The sequence below is a fragment of the Microbacterium oxydans genome, assembly GCF_000956405.1.
Taxonomy (GTDB): Bacteria; Actinomycetota; Actinomycetes; order Actinomycetales; family Microbacteriaceae; genus Microbacterium; species Microbacterium oxydans_C.
This window is the reverse complement of the sequence record NZ_JYIV01000026.1, coordinates 240,512-262,169: the sequence shown is the minus strand read 5'-3', so window position 1 is coordinate 262,169 and position 21,658 is coordinate 240,512. Positions and strand designations below refer to the sequence as shown.

General features: G+C 69.0%; 18 protein-coding genes and 1 pseudogene. 4 read left to right on the top strand and 15 right to left on the bottom strand.

Annotated features, from left to right (window positions below; translation table 11 throughout):
- The coding region (locus RN51_RS10750; protein WP_156149162.1) for a D-alanyl-D-alanine carboxypeptidase family protein at window positions 1–1,638 on the top strand (1,638 nt) is incomplete at its 5' end.
- 89 nt (window positions 1,639–1,727) lie between these two features.
- Here the strand turns inward: RN51_RS10750 and RN51_RS10745 are convergent.
- The 3 genes from RN51_RS10745 to RN51_RS10735 form a co-directional block, all read right to left on the bottom strand.
- Window positions 1,728–3,986: an ABC transporter ATP-binding protein gene (locus RN51_RS10745; protein WP_052674680.1), complete on the bottom strand. Its 2,259-nt coding sequence runs from the start codon at window positions 3,984–3,986 to the stop codon at window positions 1,728–1,730.
- On the bottom strand, window positions 3,983–5,710 hold the full coding sequence (locus RN51_RS10740; protein ID WP_045264015.1) for an ABC transporter ATP-binding protein: 1,728 nt from the start codon (window positions 5,708–5,710) through the stop codon (window positions 3,983–3,985). Before RN51_RS10740 ends, RN51_RS10745 begins: the two co-directional genes overlap by 4 nt.
- A 235-nt stretch (window positions 5,711–5,945) precedes the next feature.
- Entirely contained in the window at window positions 5,946–7,007 is a 1,062-nt protein-coding gene (locus RN51_RS10735; protein WP_045264014.1) for an enoyl-CoA hydratase/isomerase family protein, read from the bottom strand.
- A gap of 112 nt (window positions 7,008–7,119) precedes the next feature.
- Between RN51_RS10735 and RN51_RS18230 the strand changes: the two genes are divergently transcribed.
- Window positions 7,120–9,105 carry an ATP-binding cassette domain-containing protein gene (locus RN51_RS18230; RefSeq protein ID WP_082066552.1) on the top strand — a complete coding sequence of 662 codons (1,986 nt, stop codon included), beginning with the start codon at window positions 7,120–7,122 and terminating at the stop codon, window positions 9,103–9,105.
- Between the two features lie 107 nt (window positions 9,106–9,212).
- On the opposite strand, the gene RN51_RS10725 is transcribed toward RN51_RS18230, so the two are convergent.
- Complete coding sequence (locus RN51_RS10725; protein WP_045264059.1) at window positions 9,213–9,662, bottom strand: hypothetical protein; 450 nt, start codon at window positions 9,660–9,662, stop codon at window positions 9,213–9,215.
- A gap of 133 nt (window positions 9,663–9,795) precedes the next feature.
- Between RN51_RS10725 and RN51_RS10720 the strand changes: the two genes are divergently transcribed.
- On the top strand, window positions 9,796–11,361 hold the full coding sequence (locus RN51_RS10720; protein ID WP_045264013.1) for an HNH endonuclease signature motif containing protein: 1,566 nt from the start codon (window positions 9,796–9,798) through the stop codon (window positions 11,359–11,361).
- Between the two features lie 114 nt (window positions 11,362–11,475).
- Here RN51_RS10720 and hemL read toward each other — a convergent pair whose 3' ends face one another.
- The 10 genes and pseudogenes from hemL to RN51_RS10670 form a co-directional block, all read right to left on the bottom strand.
- Window positions 11,476–12,798 carry a glutamate-1-semialdehyde 2,1-aminomutase gene (hemL, locus tag RN51_RS10715; protein WP_045264012.1) on the bottom strand — a complete coding sequence of 441 codons (1,323 nt, stop codon included), beginning with the start codon at window positions 12,796–12,798 and terminating at the stop codon, window positions 11,476–11,478.
- Between the two features lie 21 nt (window positions 12,799–12,819).
- On the bottom strand, window positions 12,820–13,797 hold the full coding sequence (gene hemB / locus RN51_RS10710; RefSeq protein WP_045264011.1) for a porphobilinogen synthase: 978 nt from the start codon (window positions 13,795–13,797) through the stop codon (window positions 12,820–12,822).
- Window positions 13,794–14,591 (bottom strand): uroporphyrinogen-III synthase, encoded by a 798-nt coding sequence (locus RN51_RS10705; protein WP_045264010.1) that lies wholly within the window; start codon window positions 14,589–14,591, stop codon window positions 13,794–13,796. Before RN51_RS10705 ends, hemB begins: the two co-directional genes overlap by 4 nt.
- On the bottom strand, window positions 14,588–15,583 hold the full coding sequence (gene hemC / locus RN51_RS10700; RefSeq protein ID WP_045264009.1) for a hydroxymethylbilane synthase: 996 nt from the start codon (window positions 15,581–15,583) through the stop codon (window positions 14,588–14,590). Before hemC ends, RN51_RS10705 begins: the two co-directional genes overlap by 4 nt.
- Window positions 15,584–15,587: 4 nt before the next feature.
- The gene (hemQ, locus tag RN51_RS10695) at window positions 15,588–16,268 is read right to left on the bottom strand and encodes a hydrogen peroxide-dependent heme synthase (protein WP_045264008.1); all 681 of its coding nucleotides are present in this window, start codon (window positions 16,266–16,268) and stop codon (window positions 15,588–15,590) included.
- Between the two features lie 79 nt (window positions 16,269–16,347).
- Complete coding sequence (locus RN51_RS10690; protein ID WP_045264007.1) at window positions 16,348–16,620, bottom strand: hypothetical protein; 273 nt, start codon at window positions 16,618–16,620, stop codon at window positions 16,348–16,350.
- Complete coding sequence (locus RN51_RS10685) at window positions 16,607–17,014, bottom strand: phage holin family protein (RefSeq protein ID WP_045264006.1); 408 nt, start codon at window positions 17,012–17,014, stop codon at window positions 16,607–16,609. The genes RN51_RS10690 and RN51_RS10685 overlap by 14 nt, the downstream gene beginning before the upstream one ends.
- 1 nt (window position 17,015) lies before the next feature.
- The gene (locus RN51_RS10680; RefSeq protein ID WP_045264005.1) at window positions 17,016–17,462 is read right to left on the bottom strand and encodes a hypothetical protein; all 447 of its coding nucleotides are present in this window, start codon (window positions 17,460–17,462) and stop codon (window positions 17,016–17,018) included.
- 164 nt (window positions 17,463–17,626) lie between these two features.
- Window positions 17,627–19,249: pseudogene (locus tag RN51_RS10675) on the bottom strand (protoporphyrinogen/coproporphyrinogen oxidase); the annotation flags it as partial.
- Window positions 19,250–19,270: 21 nt separating this feature from the next.
- Window positions 19,271–19,594 (bottom strand): metalloregulator ArsR/SmtB family transcription factor, encoded by a 324-nt coding sequence (locus RN51_RS10670; protein WP_045264003.1) that lies wholly within the window; start codon window positions 19,592–19,594, stop codon window positions 19,271–19,273.
- A gap of 67 nt (window positions 19,595–19,661) precedes the next feature.
- Between RN51_RS10670 and RN51_RS10665 the strand changes: the two genes are divergently transcribed.
- Entirely contained in the window at window positions 19,662–20,558 is an 897-nt protein-coding gene (locus RN51_RS10665; RefSeq protein WP_045264002.1) for an NAD-dependent epimerase/dehydratase family protein, read from the top strand.
- Between the two features lie 3 nt (window positions 20,559–20,561).
- On the opposite strand, the gene hemE is transcribed toward RN51_RS10665, so the two are convergent.
- Complete coding sequence (hemE, locus tag RN51_RS10660) at window positions 20,562–21,584, bottom strand: uroporphyrinogen decarboxylase (protein WP_045264001.1); 1,023 nt, start codon at window positions 21,582–21,584, stop codon at window positions 20,562–20,564.
- Between the last annotated feature and the right edge of the window lie 74 nt (window positions 21,585–21,658).

Here is a 21,658-nt window from a genome sequence, read left to right as displayed (position 1 = left end):
ACCCCCGCCCCCGCCCCCGCCGATGCTGCGACCGGCGGATCGGTGCTGACGGCCGAGCAGACGTCGACTCGAGTGGATGCCCCGCAGACGGTCGAGGACCCGGAACCCGTCGTTCCGCCAGAGGCCGTGAGCGCCCCCGAACCGGCCACGCCGCCTCTGACGAAGCCGCCCTTCGTTCCCCGCCGCAGGAAGACTGCGGAGTCGCCCGACGGGGATCCCGCCGCGTCGGATCTGGCCGCGCTGGATCTGGCCGAGCCGGAGACGGCCGAGCCCCGGTGGGCCGACGACACCACCACGGCCACGGCCCTCACCTGGGTGGACACCGCGACCGTCGCCGAGCACACCGCCACGGCCACTCTCGACGACACCTCGGAAGCCGAGCGATCGAACGGCCTGTTCCGCGGCGCACGTCTTCGCCCGACCATCGCCCGCCCTGGGGTCCTGGTCCCCTTGGTCACGCTCGTCGGCCTCGTGGCCGCGTACGCCGGCACCACGCTGCTGTGGCCCCTGCATGAGGTGCCGCCGACGGTGCAGTCGGTCGAGTTCGCGCCGACCCCCGCTGCCGCCGCCACAGTGACCTGGCCGACCGAGGGCGCGGGCGCGGTCGGCATCGCGGGCATGACGACGACCGCCTCCGTGCCCGATGCCGTGAGCATCGCGAGCATCACCAAGGTCGTGAGCAGCCTGATGGTGCTCGACCGCATGCCGCTCGCTGTCGGGGAGCAGGGGCCCGAGTTCTCGTTCACCCGCGCCGACAGCGTGAAGTATTGGGACTACCGACGCAGCGACCAGTCCGCCCTCGACGTGCCCATCGGTGGAGTCCTCACGGAGTACCAGCTGCTCCAGGGGACTCTCATGGGCTCCGCGAACAACTACATCGACCGGCTCGCGACCGAGATCTGGGGCTCAGACCGCGAGTTCGCCAAGGCCGCAGAGGTATGGCTGCGGGAACGCGGGTTGACCGGCATCACCGTTGTGACCCCGTCCGGTTTCGACGAGCGCAACGTCGCCACGCCCGAGGCCCTGGTGGCGCTCGGCGAGCGTGCGATGCAGAACCCGGTGTTCGCCGAGATCGTCGGCACCAAATCCGTCGACCTTCCCGGTGCGGGCACCGTGGTCAACACGAACGGCATGCTCGGCGATCCGGGTGTCGTGGGGATCAAGACCGGCACCCTGGTCGGCTGGAACCTGCTCACCGCGAAGGACGTCGTGATCGGCGACACCACGGTGCACCTGTTCGCTGCCGCACTGAATCAGGCTGGCAACGACGAGCGGCTCGCTCTCACGCGTTCCCTGTTCTCCGAGGTGGAATCCGCTCTCGAAGCTCAGTCGCCCGCCGTCGCCAAGAGCACCGTGGTCGGCAGCGTCACGACGCTGTGGGGCGAGCAGGTCGACGTCATCACCGATGACGACGCCGACGTGGTGCTCTGGAACGGTGCGTCCGCGACCGCCGCCACCGCTTTCGATCTCGGAGCAGAACGCGAACAGGGTGACGCCGTGGGCACGCTGACGACGGCGGGGCCGCTCAACACCGTCACGACGCCACTGGTGCTGGCCGCGGATGTCGAGGGGCCAAGCCCCTGGTGGCGCCTGACCCACCCGCTCGAGCTGCTCGGCATCAAAGCCGACCAGCACTGACCCACTTCACGCGATCGCATGTGACGACGCCCCACCCCGCATGAGCGGTGGTGGGGCGTCGTACGTGGATGCCGGGCGTGGATGCCGTGTCAGGCGCGGTCGGAACCGTCCGCCCCGTCTTCCAGCAGGGCCTGCGCCGCGGCGGTCTCGGCTGCCGGCACCTGCGCGCCGACCGATGCCCCGGCCACTGCGGCGGCCGTCTCTGCACCCGCGGCCCCGGTCTCGCCCGCTTCGCCGGTCACGACGACCGGCGTCGTCCCGGTGAGAGCGTCTTCTGCGTCGATGTCGGTCGCGGCTTGCTCGAACTGCGACTGGTACAGACGCCAGTAGGCGCCCTGCGCGGCGATGAGCTCGTCGTGCGTACCCTTCTCCACGATGTCGCCGTGCTCCATCACCAGGATGAGGTCGGCGTCGCGGATGGTCGACAGTCGGTGCGCGATCACGAACGACGTGCGTCCCTCTCGGAGCGCGGCCATCGCGTGCTGCAGCAGCAGCTCGGTGCGGGTGTCAACCGCCGACGTGGCCTCATCCAGGATGAGGATCGACGGCTGCGCGACGAACGCCCGCGCGATGGTGATGAGCTGACGCTCACCGGCCGACACGTTGGCTGCGTCCTCGTCGAGCACCGTGTCGTACCCCTCGGGGAGGGCGTGCACGAAGCGGTCGACGTAGGTGGCCCTGGCCGCGGCGAGGACCTCTTCATCGGTCGCGGTCGAGCGTCCGTAGCGGATGTTCTCGCGGATACTTCCGGCGAACAGCCACGGATCCTGGAGCACCATGCCGGTGCGGGAGCGGAGCTCATCACGGGTGACCTCGGCGATGTCCTGGCCGTCGAGCATGATCCGACCGCCGCTGAGCTCGTAGAAGCGCATGATCAGGTTGACCAGCGTCGTCTTGCCCGCGCCGGTCGGACCGACGATCGCGACGGTCTGGCCCGGCTCCACCCGGAACGAGAGGTCGCGGATGAGCGGACGATCGGGCGTGTACGAGAACGCGACGTTCTCGAACTCGATGACGCCCTTGCCCTCCACCAGCTCGGGGGCATCGGCGTCGTCCGCCTCCTGCTCCTCTGCGTCGAGCAGCTCGAAGACGCGCTCGGCGGAGGCCGTACCGGACTGCACGACCGCGGCCATGCCTCCCAGCTCGGACAGCGGCTGTGTGAACTGCTGCGAGTACTGGATGAATGCCTGCACGTCACCGAGACGGAGCTGGCCGTTCGCGACCATCAGACCACCGAGCACCGCGATGCCCACGTAGCTGAGGTTCCCGACGAACATCATCGCCGGCATGATGATGCCGGAGAGGAACTGCGCCTTGAAGCTCGCCTGGAACAGCTCCTCGTTCTCGTCCTGGAACTTGTCCAGCGCGTCCTTCTCACGACCGAAGACCTTCACGAGCGCGTGACCGGAGAACGCCTCCTCGACACGGGCGTTGAGTCGACCGACCTTGCGCCACTGCGTGCCGAATGCCTTCTGCGAGCGCGGTCCGATGATGCCGAAGATCACGCCCATGAGGGGGAGCGTGATGAGTGCCACGAGGGCGAGCTGCCACGAGATCGAGAACATCATCACGAGCACGCCGATCACGGTGAGCACCGAGGTGAGCGCGCCGGAGAGCGACTGCTGCATCGTCTGCGTGATGTTGTCGATGTCGTTGGTCACACGGGAGATCAGCTCGCCGCGCTGCACCTTGTCGAAGTACGCCAGGGGCAGGCGGTTGATCTTCGCCTCGACGGATTCGCGCAGTCGCCACATGGTGCGCACCATGATCACGTTGATGACGTAACCCTGGATCCAGGTGAGGAAGGCGGCGGCCACGTAGATGCCGAGCACGGCGGCGATGACGAGCCGCAGCGCGTCGAAGTCGATGCCCTGGCCGACCGTGAAGTCTCCCAGCGCGCCGACCTGATTCGCGAAGTCGTCCTGTCCGCCGGCTCGCAGCGCATCGACGACCACGTCCTGCGACGTGCCGGCGGGGAAACCGGGGAAGCCATCGGTGGGCTGACCGAGCTGGATGGAGATGAAGCCCTTGTAGACGAGGTTGGTCGCCTCGGCGAGCACCTTGGGTGCCGCGACCGTCAGGACCACGCCGATCGCGCCCAGGATGGACACGAAGACGAACCAGATGGCCGAGGGCTTGAGCAGCCCGATCATGCGCGCGAAGCTGGGGCCGAAGTTGTCGGCCTTGCCCGGTGCGACGCTGTCCCAGTCGCCGGAGTTCTGGCGGGCCTGCTCGGCGAGCTCGGCCTCGTACTTCTCCTCGGCGGTCAGCTCGACCTCGGCGACGGCTCCCGCCGGCTTGCCGCGGCCGCGCTTGGCCTTGCGCTGGTCGTCGTTCTGCGCGCTCATGCGTCCACCCCCAGCTGCGATTCGACGATCTCTCGATAGGTGTCGCTCGTCTCGAGCAGCTCCTCGTGCGTGCCGACGCCCACCATGGTGCCGCCCTCGAGCACGACGATGCGGTCGGCATCCGTGATGGTGGAGATGCGCTGAGCGACAACGATCTTCGTCACGTGCGGCAGCTCCCGCCACAGTGCCTGGCGGAGCCGTGCGTCGGTCGTCAGGTCGAGAGCGGAGAACGAGTCGTCGAAGACGAGGATCTTCGGTTGATGCACGATCGCGCGGGCGATCGCGAGTCGCTGACGCTGACCACCCGAGACGTTCGTGCCGCCCTGGGCGATGCGGGACTCGAGACCGTCGGGCATCTCCTCGACGAAGTCACGACCCTGCGCGATGTCGAGCGCGTGCCACAGCTCTTCGTCTGTGGCCTCTTCGCGGCCGTAGCGCAGGTTCGACGCGACTGTGCCGGTGAAGAGGAACGGACGCTGCGGCACCAGGCCGATGCTGTCCCAGAGCGACTCGACGTCGGCTTCGCGCACATCGGTGCCCCCGACGTGCACGGAACCCCCCGAGACGTCGAAGAGCCGCGGGATGAGGGAGATGAGCGTGGTCTTGCCGGAACCGGTGGAGCCGACGATCGCGACCGTCTCGCCCGGCTGCGCGGCGAAGCTGATCCCGGTGAGAACCGGCGAGTCGGCTCCGGGGTAGGTGAACTCGACGTCGTCGAGCGCCACGGATCCGGGGACCGGGAACTCGGTGACTCCGTTCTCCGGACGCACGAGGGTGGACTCGGAGTCGAGCACCTCACCGATGCGCTCGGCCGACACCGCGGCGCGCGGGATCATCATCGCCATGAAGCTCGCCATGATGACGCCGCCCATGATCTGACCGATGTACTGCATGAAGGCGAACAGCGTGCCGACCTGCACCGTGCCGTTGTTGACCTCGATGCCGCCGAACCAGATGACTGAGACGACGGTGACGTTGAGGATCAGCATGAACAGCGGGAACAGCAGCACGAACAGCGAGCCCACCTTGCGACCGACGACCATGATGTCGGTGTTGGCTCCGCGGAAGCGCTCCTCCTCGATGCGCTCGCGCACGAACGCGCGCACCACGCGGACGCCCGTGAGCTGCTCGCGCATGATGCGGTTGACGTTGTCGAGCTTGCCCTGATAGCTGCGGAACAGCGGCACCATGCGACCGATGACGAGGGCAGCGAGGATGAGCAGCAGCGGCACCGAGACGGCGATCAGCCAGCTCAGTCCGACGTTGGTCTGGATGGCGAAGATGATGCCGCCGATCGCGAGGAGCGGCGCCGTGACGAGCATGGTCGCGCCCATCATCGCCAGCATCTGCACCTGCTGCACGTCGTTGGTGTTGCGGGTGATGAGCGATCCGGCGCCGAACTGCGACACCTCGCGCTCGGAGAAGCCGCTGACCTTGCCGAAGACGTCGGCGCGGATGTCGCGGCCGGCACCCATCGCCGCGCGTGCGGCGAAGAAGGTGGCGGTGACCGAGGCGATGATCTGCCCCAGCGACACCGCGAGCATGAACAGACCGGTGCTCCAGATGTAGCCGGTGTCACCGCGGGCGACGCCCTTGTCGATGATGTCGGCGTTCAGGCGCGGGAGGTAGAGGGTGGCTGCCACGCTGGCGAGCTGGAAGACCAGCACGGCGAGCAGCAGCCATCGGTATCGGGAGAGATAACGGAAGAGGATTTTTCCCAGCACAGGCGGACTTTCTAGGAAGGATGAAGCGGCGGATTTCTCGGCAGACGGATGCCGACCGACAATCGGCCACAAGACAGAGTGCCACGATCCGCAGACATTCGTATCCCCCTCATGGTGGACCTTCGCTCACAGCGAACCGCTTCCCGCCCCGATCTGCGGTTTCTGCACGCGGACGAACAAGTGCGGGTGATTGCAGCGCGCTGCGGAACCACGCCGCGCCGCAGACTCCGACGGCTCAGAACAGCGCGGGTTGCGGCACGTACTCGCGGGCGGGGGCGCCGGCGTCGGGCGCGAGCTCGGCGAGCGTGGGCGGGTTCCACTTCGGATCGCGGTCCTTGTCGACGATCTGCGCTCTGATGCCCTCGACGAGGTCGGGGTGCTCGTTCACGAACCACAGCACGCGGCGGTACTCGCCTTCCAACGCCGCGCGGAGCCCCGGCAGATCGCGCGCCTCGCGGACGGCGTCGAGCGTGACGGTGAGGCCGGTCGGCGCGAGGTCTTCGAGCAGGTCAGCGGTCGCGGCGGCCTCGGTCGTGCCCTGCGCCTTCAATCGTTCGACGATCTCGCTCACGGTAGGGGCGGAGAAAGCCTCATCGATCCACGCGCGCGCACCCGGGAGCCGGGAGGGCTCAGGAGTCTCGTCGAACAGCAGCACGATCTCGCTGGGACCGGTCGGGTCCGCGCGGAAGGCGAGGGCCTCGCGCAACGCGTCCAGGCGGTCGGACGGCACGAAGTGATCCGCGAAGCCGAGGTACACGGCATCAGCGCCGCTCATGGTGGAACCGGTGAGACCGAAGTACTCACCGAAGCGCCCGGGGGCACGTCCGAGCAGCCAGGTTCCCCCGACGTCCGGAGTGAATCCGATCCGGGTCTCCGGCATGGCGAGCTTCGAACGCTCCGTGACGATGCGGATCGCCGCGTGCCCGGCCAAGCCGATGCCGCCCCCCATCGTGATGCCGTCTGCCAGTGCCACCACGGGCTTCGGGTACTCCGCGATCATCGCGTTCAACGCGTACTCGGCACGGAAGAACTCCGCGGTCTGATCGGCGTGGCCCCCGACGATCTGCCCATGCAGTGCCCGCACGTCACCGCCCGCGCACATGCCGCGCTCTCCTGCCCCGTCGATCAGCACGATCTGCACGTCGGTATCGTCACGCCAGGCGTCCAACGCCACGGTGAGGCTCTCGATCATGTCGACGTCGAGCGCGTTGATCGCTTCGGGACGGTTGAGGGTGAGTCGTCCGAGCGCGCCTTCCGTGCGGACGAGGACGCGGTCTGCAGCGTGGGATTCGGTCACGATCGCCAGGCTACCCCGTTCGGAAGGGCGGTATTCCGCGCGAAATGCGGGATCCGACAGGCTTTTCCGGCAGGATAGGGAGGAACTGTTCAAATGCGACGAGAGGTCACGGATGCCTGAAGGACAGGTGCTCGAGTTCACGCACGTGACGAAGCGCTTCAATGAGGTGACCGCCGTCTCGGACTTCTCCGCGCGCGTGGAGCCCGGTGCCGTGACCGCCTTCCTCGGCCCGAACGGAGCCGGAAAGACCACCACGCTGCGGATCCTCCTCGGCCAGGTGCGCGCCTCCTCCGGCACGGCGACCATCGGCGGCACGGCGTACAGCGAGCTGCGCCAGCCGTTGCGCACGATCGGATCCGTGCTCGAAGAGACGGTGTACCGTCCTCGACGCACCGCCGAACGCCAGCTGACCATCGCCGCAAAAGCGAACGGCATCCCGTTGGCCCGCGTGGGTGAAGTGCTCTCCCTGGTCGGCCTCGAGGGCGAAGGCGGCTCCCGCATCGGCGGCTTCTCGCTCGGCATGCGTCAGCGGCTCAGCGTCGCCAACGCCCTGCTGGGCGATCCCGGCGCGCTCGTCTTCGACGAACCGGCCAACGGCCTCGACCCCGAGGGAATCCGCTGGATGAGGCTCCTGATGCGTCGCCTCGCCGACGAAGGGCGCACGGTCCTCGTGTCGTCGCACGTCCTCAGCGAGGTCGAACAGGTCGCCGACAACGTGCTCGTGCTCTCGAAGGGCACGCTCGTGCTCTCCAGCGGAATCGAGACGCTCGCCGACCCGAAGGGCGGCTCCGTCATCGTGGACGCCGCTGACCGCACCGCACTGACGGCCGCGCTGGCAGCGGCCGGTTTCGACATCGAGGTGCTGCGTTCGGGCCTCACGGTGCGCGGCGGAGACGCCGGCACGGTGGGAGCGGTCGCGGCCGACGCGGGCATCGCCCTCAGCACTCTGGTGCAGCGCGGACCGACGCTCGAGGACGTCTTCATCGACCTGATGCGCGGCGGCCGGTTCGTCCCGTCGACGCCGCCGCAGCTCGCCGCACCGGCCCCGTCCGAGGACACCGCCTCCGAAGACACCGCCTCCGAAGACGCCGCAGCTCAGGAGACCGCCGCAGAGGTCACCGGTTCGGAGGTCACCGCTATAGAGGACACGGCCGCGGAGGACACCGTGACCGATCCGGCTCCCGCAGATTCCGTGGTCGCCATCCCGGTGGCAGCCGCCGCTGCCTGGGCGGCTGAGGCCGCAGCGGCGCCCGCGGGCGGGGCCCCGGTCGACGACCTCGCCGCCTCCGTGGACACCGGCGATCGCCCCGAGCAGCGACCGGACGAATCGGACGCGCCTTCTTCCGACGCCTCGGCGTCGACGGACGAAGCTCCCGCCGCCGAACTCGATGCCGACCACGCGCCGGCCGACGCAGCCCCCTCCGAGGAGACTCCGGAACGATCGTTCGATGAGATCCTGTTCGGTTCCACCGCACCGGCCGAGGCAGCAGGCGATCACGCAGCGGGTCCGGCGAGCGGAGACGAGCACCACAGCGGTGTCGAGGTCTTCGCAGATCTTCACGACGCACGCGAGTCGACGGACACCGACGTGCCCGACGAGTCCGAGGATGCGGCTGCCGTCACGCCCGACGACGAGGATCCGCGCTCCGCGGCGGTGAGCTCCATGCTCGCGGCGGCCGCGCGCGCCTACTACGAGGACGAGCCCAAGGACTACCCGCTGAACGCCGAGAGCGAGTCGGCCGAGGAGCAGCACGGCGAGGGCGGCGACTCCGACGAGGGCGCGCACTGGACCGTCGCATCCACCGGCGTCATCGACACCGTGCCGGCGGCGGAGTCCGCCGAGGGCGGCGAGGCAGACGAGACCGCGTCCCCCGACACCGAGGAGCCGGGTGCTGAGGAGTCTTCGTCCGCGGAGTCCACGACCGGGGAGGTCGGGGCTGACGAATCCGGCACCGAACAGTCCGGAACCACCGACTCCGGTGCCGATGAGCACGGCGCATCCGACGAGGAGCACCGTCACGACGAGGAGCACCGTCACGACGAGGAGCACCGTCACGACGAAGAGCACCGTCACGACGAACAGCACCGTCACGACTGAGCGACTCGGCTGACGAAGAACGCCTTCCATTTCCTCTCGGGGTGGAGGGCGTTCCGCGTTCAGAGCGAGGTGAGCCGTCGGTTCACCCGAGCGCCGGGCGCCTTGAGTCAGGCAGGTCGAGGCCGGATGACCGGACGGCGGCGTCCCTTCACGACGCCGACGGGGGCGGTCGCCACGATCTCCTCGACGTTGGCGGGCTCGTCAGACACATCCAGCCGCAGAGCCTGCGTGAGCGCGAGGCCGTGGCTCGTGGTGAGGATCAGGCGGCGGTACTGCTCGTCGCCCTCGAGGTCGATGACGACGCTCGGGCGACGACGACGGATCAGCACGAAGTCGAGGCTGCCGGCCGCTTTCCAACTGCCTGCGGCGAGAACGCCGGGGATGTGCGTCCCGGGGTTCGGCACGCCGCGGAGCCACGTCCAGGCATCTTCGGTCAGCTGCACCTTTGTGATGGTGTCGCGCGCGATCCGGAGGTTGTCCCGGTGGAAGGTGGCGGCACGTTCGATCGGCGAGAGCACGACCTCCAGTTGCGTCTGGTCCAGCAGCAACGTCACCATGTCACCCAGTCTGCCAGCGCGGCCCTGCCAGTTGTCTGGAAGTTGTTCACAGGAACGCAACGATCCCTTGTCGATCAGCACCAGTCATCCACATCCCCTTCTTTGATTCGAACATATGTACTATACTCGAATCATGACCGCACCCGCACCCGCGAACGACATCGATCAGCGTGAAGCGCTGCTCGATGCCTGGGTGGAGAAGCGCCGATGCATCGCAGCCCTCGAGGCGGAGGCCTCAGCGCTCCTCACCGATCGTCTGCGGTTGCGCGAGGAAGATGTGCGCGAGCAGCCGCAGCACCGTGAAGCGATCCACCGCTCGATGGTCGCCGAGTACTCGGCTGCCGGTCGCATGTCGAAGGGCAGCATCGAGTACGCCTTCGCAGATGCTCTCTTCCTCGAAACCGAGCACGCCACGGTCCGAGACGCGTTCCGACGCGGTGCGATCAGTGCAGCCCACGTTCGCGAGATCGTGCGAGAGGGGGCCATCGTGCGACAGACGGTTCGCGACGGCCGGGCAGACGTCGAGACGCTCACGCTCTATGACACGGCCGCGCTCGTCGTCGCTGAGCAGGACTCCCCCGCCCGCACCCGGGCGATGGTTCGCCGCATCGCCGCATCCCTCGCTGGTGAGACCGTGGTCGAGCGCCACCGTCGCGCGTACGGGGAACGTTCGGTCACGCTGAGGTCGCTCGACGACGGGCTCGCACTGCTACAGGTCGTGCTTCCGGAACACCTCGCCCACGCGATCCTCGATCGCCTGACCCGGCTCGCACAACAGGTCATCGCCACGCGAAGCGAGCACTCCCCGCGTGGCGATGACGCACCGGTACTTTCTCCCGACGAACTCGACTCGGGCGCTGATCGGGTCTTCCTGCAGGATCTGCGAGCCGATGCCCCCCATCGCGACGACCCTGAACTCAACACTCACCCGTACGACAGCGACACTCTTGAGGTTGTCAGGGGCGATGACCCCCGCTTCGATGCCCATGTCATCTTCGGCGATGGCGACACCTTCACCACTGATCCATCACTCGGCGCCCTGCCTCGGCCGGCTGACCTCCGGGCCGACCTCCCCAGCGTCCTCCCGGCCGACCTCCCCAGCGTCCTCCCGGCTGACGAGCGGGGCATCGACGCGGTCCGCACCGACCTGCTCAGCGACCTGCTCCTGACCACCGATCCGTCCGTGGCGGCGGGCACGGCTCTGGAGAGTATCCAGGCCCGCATCCAGGTCACGATCGCTGCGGAGACCCTGGCCGTGATCGACGAACGGCCCGCCGAGCTCGACGGCATCGGCGCGCTGCACCCCGACGTCGCCCGCGACCTCGCCGGACGCAACGGCGGCTGGTCCCGCCTCTTCCTCGACCGTGCTGGTGTCGTGACGGCCACAGCCGCCTACGCCCCGACGGCGACGATGCGACGGCACCTCCAGGCCAGAGACCAGCACTGTCGATTCCCCGGGTGCCGCACACCCGTCCACCGGTGCCAGATCGACCACAATCACGACCACGCCAAGGGTGGAGCGACGTCGATCGACAACCTGAGCCACTTCTGCGTCGGCCACCACGCGCTGAAGCATCCCGACATCGCCGAGAAGCACCGATGGCGAGCCAGACAGACCCCCGGCGGCGACATCGAGTGGACCAGTCCGCTCGGCCGCCGCTACACCGACGCATCACCGCGCCGCGTCATGTTCGTCTGAGCTGCATCACGCGGCCTGCATCACGCGGCCCGGATGACTCGGCCTGGATGACGGGCAGCAGCTCACAAGCGCGCGGTCACCGACGCGCGGACACGGGCGCGACTACGGGCGCGACTACGGACGCGCGGCTGCAGCCGCAGCGGCTGCAGCCGGAAGAGCTGCTTCGATCTGCTGCAGTTCGTCTTCGCCATGGGCGGCAGTCAGGAACCAGGCCTCGAAGACGCTCGGCGGAAGCGCCACGCCCTGCTCCCGCAGCGAGTGGAAGAACGGCGCGTAGCGGAACGACTCCTGAGCCTGGGCTTCGGCATAGTCCCTCGGCGCCGAAGGCCGGAATGATGCATTGAACAGGTTGCCCGCAGTCGCCACCGCGTGCGTCACCCCGGCGTCTGTGAGAGCCGCATCGAGGGCGGTCGAGACTCGGAGGGCTGCAGCGTCGACCGTCGCGTACACCTCAGGCGTCGCGAGACGCAGCGTTGCAAGACCCGCTGCGACCGAGAGGGGATTCCCCGAGAGCGTGCCCGCCTGATACACCGGGCCGAGGGGCGCGAGCAGATCCATGACGTCGGCTCGACCACCGAGCGCAGCCAAGGGCATGCCCCCACCGACGACCTTGCCGAACGTGAAGATGTCCGGCAGGTAGTCCTCGCCCGCCGCGGCCTGCAGACCCCAGAACCCCGCCGGGTGCACGCGGAATCCGGTCAGCACCTCGTCGAGGATCATCAGCGCGCCGTGGGAGTGTGCGGTCTCGGCGATCAGACGGTTGAAACCGGGCAGCGGTGCCACGACACCCATGTTCGCGGCCGAGGCTTCCACGATGACCGCGGCGATGCGCTGGCCGTGCTCGGCGAAAACCGCAGCCAGCGCGTCAGGATCGTTGTACCCGATCACGAGCGTCTGCGCTGCGATCGGCGCCGGGACGCCGGCCGAGCCAGGAAGCGCGAGCATCGCCACGCCGGAGCCCGCTTCGGCGAGAAGACCATCGGAATGCCCGTGATAGTGCCCGGCGAACTTCACCAGCAGATCACGGCCCGTGGCACCCCGCGCGAGACGGATCGCGGTCATGGTCGCCTCAGTACCCGTGGAGACCAGACGAACACGTTCGACAGGGCGGATGTCACCGAACCGCACCCGGTCGGCGATCACCGCGGCGAGCTCGACCTCACCCTCCGTCGGAGCGCCGAACGACAGACCCCGGGAAGCGGCCTCCTGCACCGCGGCGACGATCTCCGGGTGGGCGTGCCCCAGCAGCGCAGGACCCCACGACGCGACGAGGTCGACGTACTCGCGGCCGGCAGCATCCGTGACCTTCGCCCCCTTCGCCGAGGCGAGGAACCGCGGCGTCCCGCCCACCGAGCCGTACGCGCGAACCGGCGAGTTGACTCCACCGGGGATGACCGCGCGGGCAGCGGAGAACAGGTCGTCGTTACGGTCGGTCATGAAGAATTGCTCCTCGGTGAATCAGTCGCGCAGCCAGCGGGCCGCTTCGGTCGCCCAGTACGTGAGCACCGCATCCGCACCGGCGCGGCGGATGGAGAGAAGGGACTCGAGGATGGCCGCGCGACGATCGATCCAGCCGTTCGCCCCGGCAGCCTCGATCATCGCGTACTCCCCAGAGACCTGGTATGCCCACACCGGAATACTCACGGTGTCGCGCACCTCGCGCAGCACATCGAGGAAGGCCATGGCGGGCTTCACCATGACGATGTCCGCACCCTCGGCCTCGTCCACCACCGCCTCGCGCACACCCTCGCGGCGATTGCCGGGGTCGAGCTGGTACGTGCGGCGGTCACCCTTGAGCTGAGAGTCCACGGCTTCCCTGAAGGGTCCGTAGAACGCGCTCGCGTACTTCGCGGCATAGGCCAGCAGGAGCGTGTCCGTGAAGCCCTCGCTGTCGAGCGCCCTACGGATCACGGCGACCTGGCCGTCCATCATTCCGGACAGCCCGAGCAGCTGCGACCCCGCGCGGGCCTGAGCGAGCGCCATCGAGGTGTACCGTTCGAGCGTCGCGTCGTTGTCCACGGAGCCGTCGCCCGCCAGCACGCCGCAGTGTCCGTGATCGGTGAACTCATCGAGACACAGATCGGTCTGCACGACGAGCGCGTCGCCGACCTCTGCCGTCAGCGCCTCGGTGGCGACGTTGAGGATCCCGCGCGGATCGTCGGCTCCCGAGCCGAGGGCGTCACGCACCTCGGGGACGCCGAACAGCATCACACCGCCGACCCCCGCCTGCGCAGCCTCGACGGCCGCCGCACGCAGCGAATCGAGGGAATGCTGAGCGACACCGGGCATCGACCCGATCTGCACCGGCTCCGTGATTCCCTCGCGCACGAACAGCGGAAGCACGAGCTGTCCCGGCTGCAGCGAGGTCTCGCGCACCAGGTCGCGGACCGCACGAGACTGCCGCAGCCGTCTCAGTCGAACCTCGGGGAAGCTCACGGCGCGAACTCGTCGGCCGAATGCGGAAGGGTGAAATGCGACACGGCCTCGATCAGGGCGTCGATCGTCTGACGGTCCGCCACCACCGACACCGGGAGACCCGCGCGCTGTGCATCGTTCGCGGTGCGGGGTCCGATGGCCGCAAGGAGCGTGTCGTCGGGGATCTCCGGGAACTGCTCGCGCACCTGCTCTGCGACCGAACCGCTGGTGATCAGGATCGCGTTGATCCGTCCGTTCTCCACATCGCGGCGGATCCGCTCCGTGACCGGCACGCCGACCGTGCGATAGGCGACGACACCATGAACGTCATGGCCGGCTTCGGAGAGCAGTCGGCTGAGCACGGGCTTCGCGATCTCGCTGCGGAGGGCGAGAATGCGTCGCGGCTCCTTCTCGAGCGAGATGAGCTGCTGCGCCATCCCCTCCGCCGAGTTGTCCTGCTCCGGCACCAGCGCGACCTCGTATCCGACGGCCTGCAGCGCCGCGGCAGTCGTCTCCCCCACGGCGGCGATCTTGGTCGACCGTGGAACGACAGCACGATGGGCGAAGAGCACGTCGACGGTGGTGGCGCTCGTGACCGTCAGCCAGTCGAACTCCCCGGCGGCCAGCTGCGCCAACGCGGTGTCGAGTGTCGCCTGGTCGGTCGTCGGGGCGAAGTTGATGAGCGGGGCGACGACGGGCACCGCGCCCAGCGCACGCAGGCTCGCGGCGACGCTGTCGCCCCAGGGCCCGCCACGGGGCACGAGGATGCGCCAGCCGTCCAGCGGTCGGTCCTGCTTGATTTCGGAAGTGGTCATGAGGATTGCTCTCGGGATACGAGGCCGGCCGCCCCTTGATCGAGCAGCCGACGGGCAACAGCGAACCCGAGCTCGCGCGCTGCGTGCATCGGGTCTGCACCATCGGCAGCATCCGCTCCATTGCCACTGCCGTTCCGACGAATATACTCCCCGTTCAGGTCTTCCGTGACGTCGAGGCCGATCCGACGACCCCCGTCCGCGGCGTACACGACCGTCCTGACGCGGATCGAGGCGCCGTCGACGACGGCATGCGCGGCCATCGGAGCCTGACACCCGGCGTCCAGTCCCTGCAGGATCGCGCGCTCGACGGTGATGGCCAGACGCGTGTCGGCGTCGTCGAGTGCGGACAGCGCCGTGAGCAGCTCCTCCGGAGCATCCGCACGGGTCTCGACCGCGAGCGAACCCTGCCCCGGAGCGGTGGGCCACTCTGCGAGCCCGAGCTCCTCACGTCGGAGCGGCGACTTCGCGTCGAGCCTCGAGAGGCCTGCTGCCGCGAGGATCACCGCGTCCAGCTCGCCGGAGGCGACCCTGGCGAGACGGGAGTCGACGTTCCCACGGATGTCGACCACCTCGGCGCCGGGCGCTCGCCGGTGCACCTGGGCGATGCGTCGCGGCGAGCCGGTGCCGACCGTGCTCCCGGAACGGAGCTCGTGCAGTGGCGTGCCGTCTCGGGTGAGGACCACGTCACGCGGGTCTTCGCGCGTCGGCGTCGCCGCGATCACGAGGCCGTCGGGGATCGCGGTGGGGAGATCCTTCAGCGAGTGCACGAGGAAATCGCACTCCCCGGCGAACAGCGCCTCACGAAGGCGCGTGGCGAAGATCCCCTGACCGCCGATCTCAGAGAGAGACGCGCGGTTGGTGTCGCCTTCGCTGGTGATCGGGACGAGTTCGACCCGGCGCCCCGACAGCTTCTCGAGAGCCGTGGCGACATGACCCGACTGCGCCTGCGCGAGCGCGCTGCGACGGGTACCGAGACGGATGGGCGTGCTCATGGGCTTACTGGAGGACGTCCGCGATCTCGTCGAACCGGAGCCTGCGCCCCGTGTAGAAGGGCACCTCCTCCTTCACGTACAGGCGTGCGTCGGTGTAGCGGAGGTCGCGCATCATGTCGACGAGATCGGTGAGTTCGTCGGCCTCGAGCGGAAGCAGCCACTCGTAGTCGCCGAGCGCGAAGGAGGCAACCGTGTTGGCGAGCACGCCCTTGAACGCCGCGCCCTTGCGCCCGTGGTCGGCGAGCATGGTGCGACGCTCCTCCTCCGGGGCGAGGTACCACTCCGGCGTGCGCACGAACGGGTAGAGGCAGAGCCAGTCCTTGGGGTCGATGCCACGGAGGAAGCCCGGCACATGCGAACGGTTGAACTCGGCGTCGCGGTGCACTCCCATCACGTTCCACACCGGGAGGAGGGAGCGCAGCAACTCGGTGCGACGCAGGCGACGCAGCGCCTTCTGCAGCTCCTCGGCCGTGTCGCCGTGCAGCCACACCATGAGGTCGGCGTCGGCCTTGAGACCGGAGACGTCATAGAAGCCGCGGACGGTCACACCCGAGTCCTCGATGTAGGAGACGATCGTCTCGAGCTCGGTCGAGTCGTTCTCCGTCACCGGGACGTCGGGGTTTCGTCGCCAGACAGCCCAGAGGGTGAAGCCGGACGGGTTCTCATCGCGCTCTTCGGACATCATGCTCCCCAGTCTGCCTCGTTTACGCAGGAGCCGCTAATCACCCCGGAGGGCACATCGCGTCATCCTGGAATGCCGCGTCTCAGCGCGAGATGAAGCGCGCGATCGCCCAGACCGCGCCCCCGACCGCCGCCGCGATGCCGACCGTGGCGGCGATCGCCCCGATCGGGTTGCGGTCGGCGAACACTCTCGCCCTGGCGACGGCACGCGTCGACGCCTTCTCGACGCGGCGCGGGATGTTCCCCTTGATCTCGATCGCGGCCAGGGCAGCCTTCAGCTCGGCACGGGCCGAGGCGACCGGGTCGACGATCCCGCCGGGGACGGCGGTGCGCGGCAGCGACTCAGAACTCGTCATCGCCGGCCTCCTTCACGATTCGGATGTCTTCAGCCACGGCCTGCGCCGGGTTCTGGCGCGCGAGCACCTTGCGGAACTTGAGGATCCCCAGCAGCGCGAACAGCAGCACCGCGAGGATCAGGATGCCGAACACCGCGATCGCCGACAGCCACACGGGCCACCACGACGACAGACCTGCGATCGCGAAGACCAGGATCACGGGCACAGCCCAGAACAGGAAGAACAGCGCGACGAGGAACCACACGGAACCGATGCCGGCGTCCTTCGCGGTGCGCGAGATCCACGCCTTCGCGGCGTCGATCTCGGCCTTGACCAGGTTCGTGACGAGTTCGGGCAGATCCCCGAGGAGAGTCAGCAGACCGTCGTCGGCGCGATCACGGTATCCGCGGGGCATGTCAGGCGCCGGTCTTCTTGGGAGCCGACTTCGCGGCGGGCTTCTTGGCTGCCGGCTTCTTGACAGCTGTCTTGGTGGAGGTCGTCGACGACGACTTGGCCGACGACGCGGTGGCCTTGGCGGCCTCGACCGCTTCCTCCGTCGCCTCGGCGAGGTCCTCTGCGGCCTCACGACCGGTGGCGATCGCGGAGTCGAGTCGCTGACCAGGCGTGCCGGAGCCGCTGACCGACTTCGCGACCTTCACGACACCGGTCCAGATCGCACCGGGGACGGCTGCGGCCTTGTCGCCGACGAAGCCCTTGACCTTGGTGACCTGCTCCTGCACGGGATCGAGGTGCCACACCTTGAGCCACTGCGTCTTGATCTGCTCGTAGCGCTCACGTCCGGCACGGGTGCCGAGGACGTAGCCCACACCGAGTCCGACGACGAGTCCGATCTTGCCCTTCATGGGGTCTCCTCACCTTGTTCCGGTAGTCCGGCCAGATTCGCCCGGTTGGGATCGGTCGCAGGCTCTCGCACCCCGCGGCCAGGTACCCAGCGTAACCCCCGTATGCCGATTTCGGCATCTATGGGTCAGAGGGTTGACACGGAGCGCTCCGTCCGTCATGGTCCTCAGTCCCACAGCAGGGCGCGGCGGAGGCGGTCGGCCTCATCGCGCGCATCCGGGATCACCTGGGCGAGCCCGGTTCCCGCGAGCCAGGCGCCCACCACGGCCACGCCCGGCACCGCGTGGATCGCCGTGCGCGCTGCGGTGCGCCGCTCACCGGAGCCGATGATCGAGGCGGGCTGCGACTGGACGAACCGACCTCGATGGGAGGCGATCACGGCTTCGGGGGCGATGGAGACTCCGAGCAGGGCAGCAGCCTCACTCCGTGCCAGTGCTGCGGCCGCTTCGTCGCTCAGTCCTGCAGTGGCAGCCGGCTCACCCTGTGCTCCGAAGGACACGCGGACGATCTGTCGGGGCCCGGCTGCGGCGCTCACCCAGCCCCACTTCGCGGTCGAGTGGGTCAGGGCTTTGGCGGTGTGACTCCCCGGAACGGTGAGGACTCCGGTGCCCCGAGGCGCGGACGCGATCTCCGGTGCGTCGAGCAGCAGCGTGACGATCTCGATCTCCGGCGACACCGCAGCCTCCGTGTCCTGGAGGGCGGGGATCACCGAGGAGAGGAGGCCTCGTGCCGCGGACTCGGACGTCGCGATGATGATGGCGTCGGCGTCGAGCTGCTCGATCTGCGGAGCCACGGACTCCACTACGACATCGCCCTCGAGCACCGTGTCGCCCTCATGCTGCACATCCGGCGCGACCTCAGCCTCGACAGACCACGTCGCACCCGTCCGGCGAAGACCGCGCACCCGCACCCCCGTTCGTACCTCGGCGTCGAGGCGCACCAGATCGGCCGCGAGCGCGTCGACGAGGGTGCTCATCCCTCCGGAGAGACCCTCGACCGCGGCCCCAGGGGTCTTCGCCACGGTCGGCGCGGTGCCGTCGACCTCCGGGGCTTTCGCTGCAACTTTCGCCGACGCTTCGTCGCGAAGGGTCTGCACGGCCCCGGAGAGGGAGCCGACCCTGGTCAAGGCCGCATTCAGACCTGGGGCCGCGACATCGATGTCGACGTCGTCGGGAGACGCGGAGTAGACGCCCGTCGTCACCGGGGCGACGAGTCGATCCCGTACCTTCGCTCCCATGCGCGAGGCGACGAGCTTTCCGAGGCTGAGCTGGTGGCCGATCGTCAGCGGGGGACGCACCCGATCGAGGTATGCGCGCCAGACGCCCGACCATCCGATGATGCGACGGACGTCCGGCTGGAACGGATTCGCCGGGATGCCGAGGATGCCGCCGGCGGGAAGCGGCGCGGCTCTCACGCCGGGGATGCCGGCGAGCCACGCGCCACCCGCCTGCGGAACCACGATGCGGTCCGTGAGGTCGAGTTCCTCGACGAGGGCGCGGACGAGGCCACCCCTGGTGGCATAGCTCTCCGCCCCGGCATCGACCGTGACCCCGTCGAGGTCGACCCGCCGGATCGCGCCCCCCAGCTCCTCCTCGGCTTCGAGGACGGTGACGCGCATCCCGACCTTGGCGCATTCGCGTGCGGCGACGAGTCCTCCGATACCCCCGCCGACGACGACCACGTGCTTCTCGGCCGCGCGGGCGGCGAGGTCGAAGGGCTCAGCGGACGAGGACTCAGGGCTCATGCTGTCAATTCTCGCACCGGGTGCCCCGCACGACTTCTGCGGTGGGGCCCCGACTGCGCGCGCTCGTCACGCGTCGACAGAGCCGCGTCCTCGCTTGCGGACTTCGCGCAGCACGATCTGCTCGGGACACACCGTGGAGAGGAAATCGCCGACCGACAGCGCGAGACGCTCACCGACGAGCGAGTACAGGATGCGGTTGGCATCGCGGCGCTCACTGATGAGGCCCGCCTGGCGGAGCACGCTCAGGTGGCGGGAGATGGTCGGCCCGCTCGCCGAGAAGCGGGAGGCGATCTCGCCGGCCGCGAGCTCACCGTCCTTCAGGTCCTGCAGGATCTGACGTCGGGTGGGGTGCGCCAGCGCTGCGAAGATGTCCGTCGCGCTGTCTGTCATGGTTGCAATATAGCATCCTTGCTAGATACTCTTTAGCCGTATAGCTAATGAGCGAAGGAGATGCACGATGCGAGTGGCAATCACAGGCGGCACGGGATTCGTCGGCAGGAACCTCGCCGATCGACTCGACGATGCCGTGGTCGTCTCCCGCCGCAGCGGGGTCGACATCACCGACGTCGAGGCGCTGACCAGGTCGTTCGAGGGCTGTGACGCCGTGGCTCACTGCGCGGGGATCAACCGCGAGATCGGCGACCAGACCTTCCGCCGCGTGCACGTCGACGGCACACGCGCCGTGGTGGAGGCCGCTCGCCGCGCGGGCGTGAAGCGCATCGTCCTGGTCAGCTTCCTCCGAGCCCGCCCCGACTGCGGCTCCGGCTACCACGAGTCGAAGTGGCAGGCGGAGGAGATCGTGCGCGCCTCGGGCATCCCGCACACGATCCTCAAGTCAGGGATGATCTATGGCCCGGGCGATCACATGGTCGACCACGTGACCAAGGCCGTGCGAACCCTCCCCTTCTTCTGGACCGTCGGCTACCGTGAGCGCACGGCACGACCGGTGCCGGTGGAAGATGCGGTCGATGTGCTCGTCGCGGCGCTCGAAGGACGGATCGCCGAGCCGACCATCGCCGTCCTGGGCGCGGACGAGGTCACCCTCGGAGAGGCCATCCGCCGTATCGCCCGTGTCGCCGGACATCGCCCCGCCTACATCCCGGTGCCGACGTGGATGGTGCGGGTGCTGGCGCAGGTGACCGAATGGACGATGGTGGTGCCCCTCGTCGCGAAGGCGCAGGCCCGGATGCTCGCCGAGGGTGTGAGCGAACCCGCGCCGTTCGCTCCGGAAGCGCCCATCGACATCCGCCCGTCACGCTCCTTCGACGACGAGCGCATCCGCGCCGCCCTCCCGTCGGGACGCTTCACCCTCACGGACCTGCGCCTCACGCGCCGGATTCGCAGGCGGCGGTGACGGTCAGATCGTGTGCGCCAGCTCGACGATGCGGGTGAGCTGATCCGGGTCGGTCTCCGGCGGCACGCCGTGACCGAGGTTCAGGATGTGCCCGCGGGCCGCGCGGCCCCGCTCGACGACGTCGCGCACGTGGGCTTCCAGGACCGGCCACGGTGCGGAGAGCAGCGCGGGGTCGATGTTGCCCTGCACCGTGACATCCGGCCCCAGGATCGCGGCGGCCTCGTCGAGGGGCAGCCTCCAGTCGACGCCTACTCCGTCGGCCACGCCGTCGAGGCGCATATCGGCGAGGAAGGGGCCGGTCCCGACCCCGAAGTGGATCGTCGGCAGGCCGATGCCGGACAGCGCTGCGTGCGAGTGCGGGGCGACGAAGGCGCGGTAGTCCGCCGTGCTGAGGGAACCGGCCCAGCTGTCGAAGAGCTGGACGACGGACGCTCCCGCGTCGCGCTGGGTCTCCAGGAAGCGGCGGGAGACACGCGCCAACCAGCCCGCGAGGCGGTTCCACGACGCCGGGTCGGAATGCATCATGGCCCTGGCCCGCAGGTGCTCCTTGGACGGCCCGCCCTCCACGAGGTAGGCGGCGAGGGTGAAGGGAGCGCCGGCGAATCCGATCAGCGGGGTGTCGCCGAGCTCGGCCGTGACGAGCCGCACGGCCTCGGCGATGGCCGTGCCGTCCAGGTCGTCCGGATCGATCGCGGTGACGCGCTCGACGTCGGCCGCCGTCCGCACCGGGTTCGCGAAAACCGGACCGCGACCGGGCTCGATCTCGACCTCGACCCCGGCGAGGCGCAGCGGGATGACGATGTCGCTGAAGAAGACCGCCGCGTCCACGCCGTGACGGCGCACCGGCTGCAGGGTGATCTCCGCGGCGAGGTCAGGGGTCAGGCAGGCGTCGAGCATCCGGGTGCCCACACGCAGCTCGCGGTACTCCGGGAGGGAGCGGCCCGCCTGCCGCATGAACCACACCGGGGCGTGTGCGGGACGGTCGCCGGAGAGGGCGCGCAGGAGCGGAGCATCGGAGAGAGCCATGCCCCCATCCTCCCATCCGCCCCTTATGGAGCCGCCGTGTTGGACCCGCCGACCCTTCGCCCGCAGACGCTCCG